Annotated in this window: 16 protein-coding genes; 12 read left to right on the top strand and 4 right to left on the bottom strand. The window is 67.0% G+C overall.

The annotated features are described in order from the left end of the window. The first annotated feature begins 19 nt into the window (after positions 1–19). The 3 genes from VMT65_RS35450 to VMT65_RS35460 all read left to right on the top strand — a co-directional run bounded on the left by VMT65_RS35450 (position 20) and on the right by VMT65_RS35460 (position 3,662). Positions 20–1,153 carry a sulfotransferase family protein gene (locus tag VMT65_RS35450; protein WP_326313060.1) on the top strand — a complete coding sequence of 378 codons (1,134 nt, stop codon included), beginning with the start codon at positions 20–22 and terminating at the stop codon, positions 1,151–1,153. Positions 1,154–1,634: 481 nt separating this feature from the next. Further along, positions 1,635–2,204 carry a hypothetical protein gene (locus VMT65_RS35455; protein WP_326313061.1) on the top strand — a complete coding sequence of 190 codons (570 nt, stop codon included), beginning with the start codon at positions 1,635–1,637 and terminating at the stop codon, positions 2,202–2,204. Positions 2,205–2,306: 102 nt separating this feature from the next. Beyond that, on the top strand, positions 2,307–3,662 hold the full coding sequence (locus tag VMT65_RS35460) for a TIGR03118 family protein (RefSeq protein WP_326313062.1): 1,356 nt from the start codon (positions 2,307–2,309) through the stop codon (positions 3,660–3,662). Between the two features lie 70 nt (positions 3,663–3,732). Here the strand turns inward: VMT65_RS35460 and VMT65_RS35465 are convergent, their stop codons facing one another. Further along, on the bottom strand, positions 3,733–4,779 hold the full coding sequence (locus tag VMT65_RS35465; RefSeq protein WP_326313063.1) for a GlxA family transcriptional regulator: 1,047 nt from the start codon (positions 4,777–4,779) through the stop codon (positions 3,733–3,735). Positions 4,780–4,857: 78 nt separating this feature from the next. Between VMT65_RS35465 and VMT65_RS35470 the strand changes: the two genes are divergently transcribed. Both VMT65_RS35470 and VMT65_RS35475 read left to right on the top strand, forming a co-directional pair. Then, a complete protein-coding gene (locus VMT65_RS35470; RefSeq protein WP_326313064.1) occupies positions 4,858–5,454 on the top strand; it encodes a TetR/AcrR family transcriptional regulator in 597 nt (198 codons plus the stop codon). 124 nt (positions 5,455–5,578) lie between these two features. Further along, a complete protein-coding gene (locus VMT65_RS35475; RefSeq protein WP_326313065.1) occupies positions 5,579–6,184 on the top strand; it encodes a dihydrofolate reductase family protein in 606 nt (201 codons plus the stop codon). 51 nt (positions 6,185–6,235) lie between these two features. On the opposite strand, the gene VMT65_RS35480 is transcribed toward VMT65_RS35475, so the two are convergent. Beyond that, positions 6,236–6,877, bottom strand: a complete 642-nt coding sequence (locus tag VMT65_RS35480; RefSeq protein ID WP_326313066.1) for a TetR/AcrR family transcriptional regulator — start codon at positions 6,875–6,877, stop codon at positions 6,236–6,238. Between the two features lie 142 nt (positions 6,878–7,019). Between VMT65_RS35480 and VMT65_RS35485 the strand changes: the two genes are divergently transcribed. The 5 genes from VMT65_RS35485 to VMT65_RS35505 are packed head-to-tail and all read left to right on the top strand — an operon-like array spanning position 7,020 to position 12,093. After that, positions 7,020–8,171 carry an acyl-CoA dehydrogenase family protein gene (locus VMT65_RS35485; protein ID WP_326313067.1) on the top strand — a complete coding sequence of 384 codons (1,152 nt, stop codon included), beginning with the start codon at positions 7,020–7,022 and terminating at the stop codon, positions 8,169–8,171. A 33-nt stretch (positions 8,172–8,204) separates the two neighbouring features. After that, entirely contained in the window at positions 8,205–8,954 is a 750-nt protein-coding gene (gene fabG / locus VMT65_RS35490; protein ID WP_326313068.1) for a 3-oxoacyl-ACP reductase FabG, read from the top strand. 16 nt (positions 8,955–8,970) lie between these two features. Next, positions 8,971–10,128, top strand: a complete 1,158-nt coding sequence (locus VMT65_RS35495) for an acyl-CoA dehydrogenase family protein (protein WP_326313069.1) — start codon at positions 8,971–8,973, stop codon at positions 10,126–10,128. A gap of 31 nt (positions 10,129–10,159) precedes the next feature. Next, positions 10,160–11,644 carry a long-chain-fatty-acid--CoA ligase gene (locus VMT65_RS35500; protein ID WP_326313070.1) on the top strand — a complete coding sequence of 495 codons (1,485 nt, stop codon included), beginning with the start codon at positions 10,160–10,162 and terminating at the stop codon, positions 11,642–11,644. After that, positions 11,641–12,093 (top strand): MaoC family dehydratase, encoded by a 453-nt coding sequence (locus VMT65_RS35505; RefSeq protein WP_326313071.1) that lies wholly within the window; start codon positions 11,641–11,643, stop codon positions 12,091–12,093. The genes VMT65_RS35500 and VMT65_RS35505 overlap by 4 nt, the downstream gene beginning before the upstream one ends. Before the next feature lie 51 nt (positions 12,094–12,144). Here the strand turns inward: VMT65_RS35505 and VMT65_RS35510 are convergent, their stop codons facing one another. Then, positions 12,145–12,957, bottom strand: coding sequence for a YdcF family protein (locus VMT65_RS35510; protein WP_326313072.1), 813 nt, complete (start codon positions 12,955–12,957; stop codon positions 12,145–12,147). Between the two features lie 200 nt (positions 12,958–13,157). On the opposite strand from VMT65_RS35510, the gene VMT65_RS35515 reads away from it, so the two are divergent. Next, positions 13,158–13,625 (top strand): carboxymuconolactone decarboxylase family protein, encoded by a 468-nt coding sequence (locus VMT65_RS35515; RefSeq protein WP_326313073.1) that lies wholly within the window; start codon positions 13,158–13,160, stop codon positions 13,623–13,625. A 48-nt stretch (positions 13,626–13,673) separates the two neighbouring features. On the opposite strand, the gene VMT65_RS35520 is transcribed toward VMT65_RS35515, so the two are convergent. Beyond that, positions 13,674–14,531, bottom strand: coding sequence for an NAD(P)H-binding protein (locus tag VMT65_RS35520; protein ID WP_326313074.1), 858 nt, complete (start codon positions 14,529–14,531; stop codon positions 13,674–13,676). Between the two features lie 85 nt (positions 14,532–14,616). Between VMT65_RS35520 and VMT65_RS35525 the strand changes: the two genes are divergently transcribed. Next, a complete protein-coding gene (locus tag VMT65_RS35525) occupies positions 14,617–15,072 on the top strand; it encodes a MarR family winged helix-turn-helix transcriptional regulator (protein ID WP_326313075.1) in 456 nt (151 codons plus the stop codon).

Raw genomic sequence — 15,072 nt, forward strand, 5'->3', positions numbered from 1 at the left:
GCAAGGAGTTTCACCCATCATGACCGGACGTACCGACGTCGGCACCATCGAGGATCTGCACCGCTCCGCCACCAAGGTCACCGGCCTCGAGGACTTCGGAGCCGACGACTACCTGGAGGCACTCGGCGTCCTGCTCGAGTCCTATCAGCGCGATGCCGGGCTCACCGAGCTCGGCTCCAAGATGAGCCGCTACTTCCTGCGCGGCGCGCTGGTGGCCCGGGCCCTGAGCGAGGCCTCGTTCAAGGCCAACCCGCAGCACACCGAAACCGCCATCACCAGACCGATTTTCGTGACCGGCCTGCCCCGCACCGGCACCACCGCGCTGCACCGGCTGCTCGCCGCCGACCCGCAGCACCAGGCCCTGGAAATGTGGCTGGCCGACTTCCCGCAGCCGCGCCCGCCGCGCGACACCTGGGCCGACAATCCCGTCTACCAGGCCGTCGACCGGGGCTTCGCGCAGCACCGGATCGAGAACCCGGAATACATGGGCGTGCACTACATGACGGCCGCCGAGCCGGAAGAGTGCTGGCAGCTCATGCGGCAGACGGTCAAGTCCATCTCCTACGAGTCCCTGGCCTACCTGCCGACCTACTCGCAGTGGCTGCGGAAGCAGGACTGGACCGATGCCTATGCGCGACACCGCAAGAACCTCCAGCTGATCGGACTCGGTGATCAACGCCGCTGGGTGCTCAAGAACCCCAGCCACCTGTTCGCGCTCGACGCGCTCATGAAGGTCTACCCGGACGCGCTGATCATTCAGACCCACCGCGACCCGGTCACCATCGTCGGCTCCTCGTGCAGCCTGTCCGAGCTGACCACCAAGGGCTGGTCGACCACCTTCGTCGGCGAGAACATCGGCGCGACCCAGCTCGAACTCTGGTCGCGCGGCCTGCGCGAGTTCACCGCCGCCCGCGCGCGCTACAACCCGGACCAGTTCCTCGACATCGAGTTCGACGAGCTGCGCGCCGACCCGTTCGCCACCATCGAGAAGATCTACGCGAAATTCGGTCTGGAATATACGGATTCGGCGCGTGCCGCGATGACCGCACTCGATGAGGAGAGCAAATCCGGCGATCGCAAACCGGTCCACCACTACTCCCTGGCCGACTACGGCCTCACCGAGGATCAGGTCCGAGCCGAATTCCAGCTCTGACCAACGAGTGATCAGCGGCCGGATGCGCCCCGCGCATCCGGCCGTCGTGCGTCGCCATCCGGTTTGGCCCGCAATGGCCGAGACGGCATGTGATCAATTGGTAGCGAACGGAAGTGGAATTCCTGTCCGGATCAACTGGACATTGGACCGACGAATCATGTTGCTGTAACTCATGGTTTCTCGATTCAAGCGATCTCGCTTGCGTTTCACATTCAGTGGTTTGTCTGGTTTGTCTACTATGTCGGCTTGAATGTGGCTGTGCCCCTATGAAAGTCGCGCGGGCGAATTTCGCCACGCAGTAAATCGGCGTGTCCTATCCGCCGGAAATACGTCGTGTGGTTGTAAGGTCTTGCTCGCTCTCGAGGGCTGGTAGCTGATCAGTTACCAATGTATGAAGCAGTTTCGTACTGCGTGGTGTTTCAAATTCCCAGCGTCATCTCGCACTGGATCTGCCAGTGCCTACTGAAAGGTGTTTCCATACATGTGGATCCGCAAGTTCGTTGCCACCTCGTTGCTGGCAATCGCTGCCACCGGTCTGGCGTCGGCTACCGCGCACGGTGAGACGGCCGTCGCGGCGCCGGTGTTCAGCGGGCCCACGATGACCGGCACCGAAAAGGGCATCACCTACACCACCGGTGCCGCCGCGGATGGCGTCGGAATCGCCGCGCAGGTGGTCGGCGCCCACTTCGACGTCGCCGCCGATGGCAGCAAGGTCGATGTGACCGCCGAGGACGGCACCGTGGTGGAGAGCCTGCCCACCGTGGTCGCCACCACCGAGAAGATCGTGCGTCTGAGCGCCGATGTCAGCGAGGACGGCACCACCATCACCATGCGGCCGACGTCGGTGGAGCCGGTCACCTCGATCTCCACCGCGAAGGACATCGGCCTGGTCGGCGCGACCGCGGGTATGGTCATCGGCTTCTTCGCCGGTGCCGTCGCCGGTTGTGCGATCGGCCTGGCGGGCCTGGTGGTCGGCTGCGTTCCGATGATCTTCGTCGGCGCGATGGCCGGTGCGGTGATCGGCGCGGTGGCGGGCTTCGTCGCGCTCTGATCGTGTAAATGAGGGTCCCCTAACAGTCTGCCGGTCCTTCCAGCTATGGTTAGCATCACCTAACGCCGCACCTGGGCGTTGTGTGGGAAGAAGGACCTGAAGATGAACGGACGCTCGAGCGGCATGCCGCCGGTGCGCAAGAACCTGCTGCGGCTCACGGCTGTGGGCGCGGCACTTGTTGTGGCGGCGGCATGCGGCAGTACGAAGTCGAACAGTGACGACGTGAAGGCGCTCGACGGCAATCACTACACCCAGGTCAATATCGCCTCCAACAAGGCGTCGGACAAGGCGCAGTTCACCGACGAGCGCTTCATCAACGCCTGGGGCATCGCGGACCGGCCCAAGGGTGCGGGCGGGCACTTCTGGGTCGGCGCGGGCGGCTACTCGTTCCAGTACGTCGGCGATGTCACCAAGTCGCCGGATGCCAAGTACCAGAAGATGTTCCAGGATCCGCTGAAGCTGGTCACGATTCCGGGCGCGGATTCGGTCCCGGACGACGACGGCGACGACTCCGAGGGCAAGACCACCGGCGTGGTGTTCAACCCGGCCCCCATCACCTCCGACATCTTCGCGGTGAAGGACCAGCCGGTCAGCTACGACGGCAAGGACGAAAAGCTCACCGGCTCCGCGCGATTCATCTTCGCCACCGACTCGGGCAAGATCTCGGGCTGGACCGAGCAGGGCGCGGGCGGCGCCATCGTGCGCCACGACGGCCCGGCCGTGCTCGAATTCGACGGCAGCGCACAGGGAATGGGCTTCAAGGGCATCGCCCTGGACCCCTCCGGCACCAAGCTGCTGGCCGCCGACTTCGGCAAGGATCCGCAGATCCGCACCTTCGACAAGGACTGGAAGCTGGTGCCCACCACCGGTTTCGCCAACCCCTTCGCCACCGGTGACGCCATCGACCCGGCCGACGCGTCCAAGGGCAAGAAGCTGAAGATCGGCGATCCGGCCCCCTTCAATGTCGCCACCATCGGCGACCGCGTCTTCGTCACCTACGCCATCACCCAGCCCAAGGACGGCGACCCCACCCAGCTCAAGGCAGGTGAGGAGGACAAGCTCGACAAGGACAAGGAAAAGGACGCGGGCAACAAGGCCAAGAAGGGCCAGGTCGCCGAGTTCGACAAGAACGGCAAACTGGTTCGCACCCTCGACGCCGACGGCCGCCTCAACGCGCCCTGGGCCGTCACCATCGCCCCGCAGGGCTTCGGTCCGCTCGCCGGCAAGCTGCTGATCGGCAACTTCGGCGGCGCGGGCCACATCCTCGCCCTCGACGACGCCTCGGGCAAGTTCGTCGACTACCTGCGTGACGCCGACGGCAAGCCCGTCGAGATCGACGGCCTGTGGGGTCTGATGTTCGGCAATGGCGAGTCGCTCGGCGACGCCGACGCCCTGTACTTCACCGCGGGACCCAATGACGAGAAGGAAGGCCTCTTCGGCAGCCTCCGCTTGAAGTAAGCCTCGCGCGCAAGCGAATTCAGGCCCCGAGCCATCCAGCTCGGGGCCTGCGTCGTCTGCGCCCGGTGGATCAGGACACGGCCAGCTCCGCCTCGTCCGCCAGTTCCTCCTGGTCCGCCAGTTCCTCCTGGTCCGACAGGGCCGCCGAACCCGTTGAGCGGAAACGCTGTTGGTACTTGCGCGGCGAGATGCCCAGGCGGGCGATGAAGGCGCGGCGCAGGGTTTCGCTATTGCCGTAGCCCGCGGCCATGGCGGCCTCGGTGACGGTGTGACCTGCGTGCAGGAGGTCACGGGCGGCACAGAAGCGCACGAAGGCCACGTATTCGGCGGGGGAGCGCTCCAATTCGGTGCGGAACAGGCGGGTCAGGTGGCGGGGACTGACCTGGGCGTGGGCGGCGAGGGTTCGAACCGTATGGGGGAAGGCGGGATTCGAGCAGATCAGGTCCGCCACCCGGGCCACCAGCGCACTCCGCGGCGGTGGCCCGCTCAGCGCCGCCGTGAACTGGGACTGGCCGCCGCCGCGCTGCATGTACACGACCAGCGATTGCGCCACGCGCCGAGTCACTTCCGGCCCGTGGTCCTCCTCGACCAGGGCCAGCGCCAGATCCACACCCGCCACGACTCCCGCCGAGGTGTACAGATTGCCGTCGCGCACGAAGATCGAATCGGGCCGCACCTCGATGGCCGGATACCGCTGCGCCAGTTCGCGGGTGAACTTCCAATGGGTGGTCGCGGGCCTGCCGTCCAACAATCCGAGCCGGGCCAACACGAACGCGCCGCTGCAGATCGAGGCGAGCCGACGGGTCCGGGTCGAGAGCACGCGGGCGGCGGCCAGCAGCTGATCGGTGACGAAGCGCGCGGGCGGCAGTTCACTGCCCGGTATGACGACGGTGTCGAAGTCTCCGGCCGCTGCCGCCGCGGCATTGACCTCGAGCTTGGTGCCCAGCGACGTGCGCACCCCGCTCCCGTCGGGGGAGATCAGTACCACCTCGTAGTCGGAGACCGATTGATTGGCCTCCACGAATACTTCTGCCGGACCGGCGAAATCGAGCATCTTGACACCGTCGAACACCAGGAAACCAATGCGCCTGCGCGGCCGCGCCACGGATGAGGACATGTCAACCAGTATTATGGAGGCACGCCTCCAAAACAAGCGGTGTGCGCGTCGTCGCAGGTTGATTGGTACGGTGCCCCCATGGGACGGCCGCGACAGTTCGATGAATCGAACCTGCTCGACGCCGCGATCGAGCAGTTCTGGTCCAAGGGGTACGACGACACCTCGGTGGAGGATGTCTCGCTGGTCGCCGGTGTCGGCAATGGAAGCATCTACGGCGCTTACGGCAACAAGCGCGGACTGTTTCTGGCCGCGTTCGCCCGCTATTGCGATCGCCGGGCCGCGTTCGTGCGCGACACCGTGCTGGCCGCGCCCGGCTCCACCCGCGCCGCCGTGCTGGCCCTGCTGCGCGCCGTCGCCGAGGATTGCGCCGCCCAACCCGGTCGCCGCGGCTGCCTGATGATCAATAGCGTCGCCGCGCTGGGCAGCCGGATTCCCGAGGTCGCGGAGATCGGCGCGCGCACCACCCGGGCCATGGAGGAGGCGGTCGCCGAACGGCTGCGCCGCGATCTCGGGGCGGATGCCCCCGCGTCCGTCATGAACTCCGTCTCCGCCATGAGCGCACACATCGTCCTGGTCTCCCAGGGGCTGATCCAGTTGAGCCGCATGGGCATTTCGCGCGAGCGTCTGCACGAGATCGCCGAAGTCTCGCTCACTCCATTGCCGTCGGCGTCCTGAAAGCGGCCCTGCGCGACTGACCGCTCGTTACGGTTGATGCTTCGGCGATGAATTTCGGCTGTGGGGGCCGTCCTATGAACAACCGCGCGGCCGACATCACGACCCACAGCCAAGGAGCACACCGATGCGCAAGATCACCGCTGGACTGTTCATCTCCGTCGACGGCATTGTCGACAACCCGCAGGACTGGCACTTCCCCTACTTCAACGACGAGATGGGCGAGGCGGTTTCGGCCCTCGTCGCCCCCGCCGACACCCTGCTGTTCGGCCGGGTCACCTACGACTCCTTCGCCGGTGCGTGGCCCGAGCGCGAGGCCGCGGGCGGCGAGGATGCCGGATTCGCGAAGGCGTTGGGCGATCTGCGCAAGATCGTCTTCTCGCATCGGGACCTCGAATTCACCTGGCGCAACTCCGAACAGCCCAAGGGCGAGCTGGTCGACGTGGTGACCGCGCTCAAGGCCGAGGAGGGCGGCGAGATCACCCTCAGCGGCTCCACCTCGGTGGTGCGGCAGCTGCTCGAGGCCGGTCTGATCGACGAACTGCATCTGCTCGTGCATCCGATCGCCCTGCAGAACGGCGGCCTGCGGCTGTTCGAGGAGGGGACTACCGTTCCGCTGCAGCTGCTTTCGGTGAAGGCCTTCAAGACCGGTGTGCTGCATACGGTCTACGGGCCCGCCGAAGCGCCCGAGCAGCTGGGGTACGAGGAGGCCAAAGCGCACATCGCGCAATAGGATTCGGAACAACCGGGCGGACCCGTCGACGATGGGTCCGCCTTTTCGTGTCTACCTGCCGCGCTTCTTGCCGAGGGCGTCGTAGCGCAGCTGCAGTCCGTCGACGAAGGCGGTCAGCGCCAATTCGAAACTCTCGGCATCGATTTCGTCGGCCTTGGCGCGCAGCAGGTGCGCCTGCTCGAGGTGGGGGTACCGGTCGCGGTAGACCTGGACGTCGTCGACGAAGCCGCGCGAGAAGGAGCCCATGGTCGCGCCCATGACCAGATATCGGGTGGCCGCGCCGATCATGGTGGCCTCGCGCGGGGGCCAGCCCGCGGAGACCAGGCCGCCGTGCACGGCATCGGCGTGGCGCAGGTTCTCCTCGCGGGTACCAGGTCCCGCGGCCAGGTAGGCGACGAAATTGGGGTGGCGGACCAGGGCGTCGCGATACGAGTGCGCCCACGACACCAGCCCGGTGCGCCAGTCGCCCGATGCGAAGGCCGAGGTGTCGACGCGGGTCATGATGCCGCCCGCGATGTCGTCGAGGACGGCGTCCTTGGTGGGGTAGTGGGTGTAGAGCGAAGCGGCCTGCACCCCGAGTTCGGCGGCGAGTTTGCGCATGGACAGGTCGGCGAGCCCGTCGCGGTCGATCAGCGTCAACGCCGCCTCGCGAATGCGTTCGCGGCTCAGCAGCGGCACTTTCGGCCTGGCCATCCGGCTCACCTCCTCGTGTGGTGGACCCCGATGATCCCCCCGTCGCGGGTCGAATTTAGCACCGGATCCTTGATAACCGAACACTGTTAGGATAGCGTCGAGTTATAAACCTAACAACGTTTGGTTAGGAGACGTCACAATCATGGACTTCGAACTCGGCGAGTCGCAGCGCGAACTTCGCGAGCTGGCGCGCGCCTGGGTGGACAAAGAGGTCGTGCCCCACGCCGCCGCCTGGGACCGGGCCGAATCGGTGGACACCGCGATCGTCGGAAAGCTCGGGGACATGGGCTTTCTCGGCATCGAGATCCCGGAGGAGTACGGCGGCTCCGGCGGCACCGCCCTGGACTACTGCCTGCTGCTCGAGGAACTCGGGCGCGGCGACAGCTCGGTGCGCGGCATCGTGTCGGTGTCGCTGGGGCTGGTCGCGAAGACGATCAAGACCTACGGCAGCGAAGCGCAGAAGCGCGCGTGGCTGCCGCGGTTGTGCGCCGGGCAGGCGCTGGGCTGCTTCGGGCTCACCGAACCGGGCACCGGCTCCGACGCGGGCAATCTGACCACCAAAGCCGTTGCCGACGGCGCGGATTGGCTGCTGTCGGGCACCAAGATCTTCATTACCAATGGCACCTGGGCCGATGTCGCGATCGTCTTCGCGCGCACCGGCGGGCCCGGGCCCCGAGGCGTGACCGCGTTCCTGGTGCCCACGGACGCACCGGGATTCACCCGCACCGAGATCAAGGGCAAGCTCGGGCTGCGCGGCCAGGCCACCGCCGAACTGGTGCTGGACGGGGTGCGCGTGCCCGACGCCAACCGGCTCGGGGAACTCGGCCAGGGCTTCAAGATCGCCATGGCCGCCCTGGACAAGGGCCGCATGGGCGTGGCCGCCGGATGCGTCGGCGTCGCGCGCGGCTGCCTGGAGGCCGCTGTGCAATACGCTGGCCAGCGCGAGCAGTTCGGCAAGCCGATCGCCTCCTACCAGCTGGTTCAGGAACTCATCGCCGATATCGCCGTGGAGGTCGAGGCGGCGCGGCTGCTGACCTGGCGGGTGGCGGATCTGGTCGAGAAGGGCAAGCCCTTCGGCACCGAGGCCTCGGTCGCCAAGCTGTTCGCCAGCGAGGCCGCGGTGAAGGCCGCCAACAATGCCATTCAGGTGTTCGGCGGATACGGCTACATCGACGAGTACCCGGTGTCGAAGTATTTGCGCGACGCCCGCGTGCTCACCCTCTACGAGGGCACCAGTCAGATTCAGAAACTGCTCATCGGGCGCGCCCTGACGGGCGTCAACGCCTTTGTCTGAGCAAAAGCCATTGTCTGAGAAGGAGATTCACTCATGTCGAAAGTAGCGGTAGTGACCGGCGCGGCCCGGGGCATCGGCGCGGGCACCGCGGCCCGGCTGGCCGCCGACGGATTCGCCGTCGCCATCGTCGATCTGGACGAGGCCGCCTGCAAGGACGCCGTGGACGCCATTGTCGCCAAGGGCGGCAAGGCCATCGCCGTGGGTTGCAATGTCACCGACGAAGCCCAGGTGCGGGCCGCGTTCGAACGCATTGCCGCGGAACTGGGTTCGATCGACGTGCTGGTCAACAACGCGGGCGTGCTGCGCGACAACCTGCTGTTCAAGATGTCGGTGGAGGACTGGGACATCGTCATGTCGGTGCATCTCAAGGGCACGTTCCTGTGCTCGCGGGAGGCGCAGAAGTACATGGTGAAGCAGAAGTCCGGCAAGATCGTGAACACCTCCAGCGTGTCCGCGCTGGGCAGCCGGGGGCAGGCCAACTACAGCGCCGCCAAGATGGGCATCCAGGGGCTGACCCGCACGCTGGCAATGGAATTGGGGCCGTTCGGCATCAATGTCAACGCCGTCGCGCCGGGCTTCATCGTCACCGAGATGACCGATGCCACCGCCGCGCGTGTGGGCGTCTCGCCGGAGGAGTTCCGCGAGCAGGCCGCCAAGATCACACCGCTGCGCCGGGTCGGCGAGCCCGCGGACATCGCGAACGTGGTGTCGTTCCTCGTCTCCGACAACGCGTCCTTCGTCACCGGCCAGACCATCTACGTCGACGGCGGCCGCCGCCTCTAGTTCGGAGATCTTCACCATGCAGAGAACAATTTTCGACAAGGACCACGAAGCCTTCCGTGAGACCGTGCGCGCCTTTCTCGAGGCGGAGGTCGTGCCGGTCTACGACGAGTGGTACGCCGCCGGAATCGCGCCGCGCGAGTTCTATTACAAGCTGGGCGAACTCGGGGTCTTCGGCATCGAGGTGCCCGAGGAGTTCGGTGGCGCGGGCATCGAGTCGTTCAAGTTCCAGGCCATTCTCATCGAGGAATGCGCCCGCGCCGCGGTGTCTTTGGGCGGTTCGGGCGTGCACGTCGGACTGTGCCTGCCCTACATCCTGAACCTGGCCACCCAGGAGCAGAAGCAGCGCTGGCTGCCGGGCTTCGTGTCCGGCGAGACCATGTTCGCCATCGCCATGACCGAGCCCGGCACCGGCTCGGACCTGGCCGGAATGCGCACCACCGCAAAGCTTTCCGAAGACGGCACGCACTACGTGCTGAACGGGTCCAAGACCTTCATCACCGGCGGTGTGCTGGCCGACCGGGTCATCGTGTGCGCGCGCACCGCAGCGCCCACCGAAGGCGATCGCCGCCACGGCATTTCGCTGTTCGCGGTGGACACCAAGTCGCCGGGCTACACCGTCGGCCGCAAGCTGGACAAGTTGGGCCTCAAGGTCTCCGACACCGCTGAACTCAGCTTCACCGACGTCAAGGTGCCGGTCGAGGACCTGCTGGGCGAGGAGCACAAGGGCTTCTCCTACCTGGGCCAGAACCTGCCGCAGGAGCGGCTGTCCATTGCCGTCGGCGCGTACGCGCAGGCCAAGGCCGCGATCCGGTTCGCCAAGGAATACACCCAGCAGCGCAAGGTCTTCGGCCAGCCGGTCGCGGGCTTCCAGAACACCAAGTTCGAGCTGGCCGCCTGCCAGGCCGAGGTGGACGCCGCCGAGGCCGTGGTCGACCGCGGCCTCGAAGCCCTCGACGAAGGCACCCTCTCCCCGGCGGACGCCGCCTCGGCCAAGCTGTTCTGCACCGAGGTCGCGCACCGGGTGATCGACCGCTGCCTCCAGCTGCACGGCGGCTACGGGTTCATCAACGAGTACCCCATCGCCCGCCTCTACGCCGACAACCGCGTGAACCGAATCTACGGCGGCACAAGCGAAGTCATGAAGATGATCATTGCCAAGAGCATGGGCCTCTGACACCCCGCCCATCGATCAACCCGAGGTCTCAATGAACGCGACTCTCTCCCTGGCCAGCATCCTCGCCGAACCGGCGTGGCGGCGACCCGACCACCTCGCCCTGATCGAGGGCGACCAGCGCATCACCTTCCGCGACCTGTGGCGGCAGGCCCGCGAACAGGCCGGTGCGCTCATCGGAGCGGGGGTGCGGCCGGGCGACCGGGTCGCGCTCATGGGACCGAACACCGCGGACTTCACGCGCGCCTACTTCGCCATCCTGGCGGCGGGCGCGACCGTGGTGCCGGTGCACCTGCTGCTCACCGCCGACGAAGCCGAATACGTGCTGCGCGACAGCGGGGCCAAGATGCTGATCTGCCATCCCATGGTCGAGGCCGTCGGCAAGGAAGCCGCCAGCCGGGTCGGCATCGACTGCCTGAACCCGAAAGAACTGACCGGCGAGGCGATTTCGACCTACGTCTCCCGCAGCCCGCTCGACACCGCCGTGGTGTTCTACACCTCCGGCACGACCGGGCGGCCCAAGGGCGCGGAGCTCAGCCACCTCAATATGGTCATGTGCGCCACGGTGAACGCCTTCGACGCCAATGAGGTCGAGCGCGAGGACATCGCGCTCGGGGCGCTGCCGCTGTTCCACGTGTTCGGGCAGACCGTCTCCATGAACTCGCACTGGCGGGTCGGGGCGACGCTGGTGCTGCTGCCGAGATTCGATGCGGCACAGGCGATCCAGCTGATGGTGCGGGAGAACGTCAACACCTTCCACGGCGTGCCGACCATGTACCACGGACTCCTCGCGGCGGCCGGGGACGCCGCGGAGCTGCCCAAGCTGCGGCTGTGCATCTCCGGCGGCGCGGCCCTGCCGCCGGTCATCATCGAGGAGTTCGAGAAGGTCTACGGCTCGCACATTCTCGAGGGCTACGGCCTGTCCGAAACCTCGCCGACCGCAACGGTGAATCAGCCGCTGCTGGGTCCCGAGGTCGGCACCGTCGGGCATCCGGTGTGGGGCGTGGAGGTCGAGATCGCCGACCCCGATCGGCGCGACCGCATCACCCTGCTCCCCGCCGGATCCATCGGCGAGGTCGTGGTGCGCGGCCACAATGTGTTCTCCGGGTACACCGGCCGCCCCGACGCCACCGCGGAAGTCATGGTGGACGGCTGGTTTCGCACCGGCGACCTCGGCGTCAAGGACGAGGCCGGATACCTGCGCATCGTGGACCGGATCAAGGAGATGATCATTCGCGGCGGGTTCAACGTGTACCCGACCGAGGTCGAGGCGGCGCTGCTGCGGCACCCGCGCATCGCGCAGGTCGCGATCATCGGCGTCCCCGACGAGAGTCACGGCGAGGAGATCCTGGCCATCGTGGTGCCGTCCGGGCCATTGACCGCCGAGGAGGTCATCGAGTACGCCAAAGAGCATGTGGCCCGGTACAAGTACCCGCGCCGGGTCGAGTTCGTCACCGAACTGCCCATGGGACCCACCCACAAGATCCTCAAGCGGGAACTGAAGGAGCGTTACGCATGACCGACTTCGGCGACTTCGACCAGCTGCGCAAGGCGGTCGGCACGGAAATCGGTGTGAGCGAATGGATCACGGTCGATCAGCGCCGCATCGACACCTTCGCCGACGCCACCGACGACCACCAGTGGATCCACGTCGACGCCGAACGCGCCGCCGCCGGACCCTACGGGCGCACCATCGCGCACGGGTTCCTCACCCTGTCGCTGACCGTGCCCATGACCGCGCAGGCCATGAGCGTCAGCTGCGCCACCATGGCGATCAACTACGGGCTCAACAAGGTTCGCTTCATCAACCCGGTGCGCGTGGACAGCCGCATTCGCGGGCGGTTCACCCTCGACTCCGTCACCGACATCCCCGGCGGCGTCCAGGTCGTGCGGACGGTGACCGTGGAGATCGAGGGCCAGGACAAGCCCGCCTGCGTCGCCGAGAGCATCACCCGCTACCTCGCCTGAACGGCAAACCTCGGGCCCGCCGATCGCATCGATCGGCGGGCCCTCGGTTTCTCAGTTGTGCGGCCCGAACGGCACCGCGGCGAGGGGAGCCGCGTCCGGAGTCATGGTCGCCACCACCGAGATTCCGGCCGCCTGAAAATTCGACAGCGCCCGGGCGATATGGTCCGCCGAGGTGATCAGGATCGCCGCGTGCGCGCCGATGATGTCCATGAGCTGCGCCGAGAAGGTCGCGTTCTGGATCGTCGAATTCGCCCGGGTCTCCGTGTGGATGCGGGCGCGGTCGATGCCGTGATCGACCAGCCAGTCCGCCATGGCGTCCGCCTCGGTGACACCGTTCTGCGGATTGCCGCCGGTCACGATGATCGGGGCCTGCGGGGACAGCAGGGCCGAGACGTACCCGGCGTACAAGCGCGCCATGAGTTCCGGACGCATCTGGCCGTCGGGCTCCAATCCGTACCCGAGCACCACGATCGCGGTATCCGGGGCGAACAGGGCGGGCAGATTGACGCCCGGGAGATCGATGCCGGGCAGTCCGATGCCATTGAGGTCGACATCGGTGAAGTTGAGCGTTTTCAGAGCATCGATGTCCGCCCACAGGTTCTGGGACAGACCCGCGAGCGGATCGATCTGCACCGGCAGCGGCGGGATCTCGGCCCGCACCGGTTCCGGCGCGTCCGCGTGGGCCGGGGCCGCGGCCAGCGCGAGCACCGTGGCGCTGGGGAGTAAGGCCTGGATCGCCTTGGTGCGGAAGGTTTTCGGGATGGATCGGTGATGGCGGCCGGTACCGCCGCGCCGCACGGTCGGGCGGACCCCCTGCCACTGACCGCTGGGTGAGATTTTCCGATGTCTGCCTGCGTCGAGCATCGCAACCCCCTAGGTAGCCCGGATGTGACTACCGGTCGGTTCACAATCTTCCGAATCATGATCGCGCCGGATGGCCTTCGGCGGAGGCGATTTCACAAAATCCCGTGACCGGCATCACAGCGGAGCCGATGTCACACCGGGGCGGGCCGCGTCGTCAACCTGACGAAGGCAACCGAAACCCACACGGAAAAGAGAGAACGATGACCCGCTTCAACATGTTCGAGAACGAGCTCGCCGGCAAGTTCATCAAGCGCTTCACCGCCGCCAGCCGCCTCATCGACGACTCGACCCTGCCCAAGGCCACCCAGGAACTGGTGAAGATCCGCGCCTCCCAGATCAACCACTGCGGCATGTGCCTGGACATGCACACCAAGGACGCCGCCGCGGCCGGTGAGACCGCCGTCCGCTTGGCCCTCGTCGCCGCCTGGAAGGAATCCACCGTCTTCACCGACGCCGAACGCGCCGCCCTGGCCCTCACCGAGGAGGGCACCCGCCTGGCCGACGCCTCGCCCGGCATCTCGGAAGACACCTGGGCCCAGGTCCGTAAGCACTACGACGACGACCAGATCGGCGCGCTGATCTCTTTGATCGCCACCATCAACACCTGGAACCGGCTGAACGTCATCTCCGGTGTGGTCGGCGGCGACTATGTCCCGGGCCAGTGGTGACACCGCGGTAGCGCCCCAACCCGGTGGGGCGCTTGGACGTTCGATGAGTCAGTCGGTGAACGCTGAACGGTGTGCCTCGCACCAGTCGGCGAAGGTGTGGGCCGGACGGCCCAGTAGTTCGGCCACCGTATCGGTGCGCGTGCTCACGACTCCCGCGCGCAGGATGGCGAAGCCTTCCACGAGGGCTTCGGCCAGACGTGGTGGAGCGCCGTTCGGGAAGCGGGCGGCCACCACCTCCTCCGGAGTGACGGCCTCGCGGATTTTGATGTTCCGGTTGATGATTCGGGACAGGATCGCCACCTGCTCGGCGATGGTGAGGGTTTCGGGGCCGGTGAGGTGATATGCCGCGCCCTCGTGGCCCGGGGTGGTCAGGCAGTGGGCTGCCACGGCGGCGATGTCGGCCGGGTCGATGGGGGCGTAGCGGCCGGGGCCGGAGGGGTCGAGGATCGCCTCGCCCGCGCGGACGGCCGGGATCCATTCCAGGGCGTTGGACATGTAGCCGCCGGGGCGCAGGATGGTGGCGGGAATTCCGCTGGCGCGCACCAGTTCTTCGCGGGCGTGATGCCAGCTGCCCATGGCGGGCAGCGGCTCGACCAGGACGTGGGCCGAGGAGATCAGGACGATGCGGCCGACGCCCGCGTGCTCGGCGGCCGCCAGGGCATTGCGGGTGTGGTTCAGGCCCATGCCCTGGACCAGGAGGAACAGGGTTGTCACGCCGATCATGGCGTGTTGCAGGGCAGCCGGGTCGTCGAGGTCGCCGCGGGCGGGTTCGGCGCTCAGCGGCAGGATCTCCGCCCGGGTCGAATCTCGTACCAGGGCGCGAAATTCGATCCCGTCGGCGTCGAGAATGCGGGTGAGTTCGCGGCCGATGTTCCCGGTCGCTCCGGTCAGCAGTAGCATTGGCATCTCCAGATCGTTAGCCGTCTACCGAAAAACGTTAGACGGCTAACGATCGGTGGTCAATAGCTGCCCGCCCCCGACTGGAGGATTCGTGTCCGACTTCCTCGACCTGCACGGCCGCACCTCGAAAGCCTTGCGCGCCTTGGCCGATCGCGATATGCGCCGCCACGGCCTACACCTCGGCCAGAATCACGTGCTGGCCGTCCTGTGGGAACGTGACGGCCGTACGCCGGGGGAGATGGCCGCCGCCCTCGATGTCACCACCCCCACCGTCGTCAAGATGGCCACCCGCATGACCGCCGCGGGCCTGCTCACCCGCCGCCGCGACGACCACGACAACCGCCTGGTCCGCCTCTGGCTCACCGACCGCGGCCGCGCCCTCCGCGCCCCCGTCGAAGCCGACCGAAAAGCCCTGTCGGACAACGTCACCGCCGACCTCACCGACGCCGAACGCGAACACCTGATGTCGGCCCTCGAGAAGATCCACCGCGCCGCGACCGACCTCCTCGGCGGCCCCCTCGACCACACCGACTCGATCCCGGACTGA

Source organism: Nocardia sp. CDC153, assembly GCF_035818515.1.
Lineage (GTDB): Bacteria > Actinomycetota > Actinomycetes > Mycobacteriales > Mycobacteriaceae > Nocardia.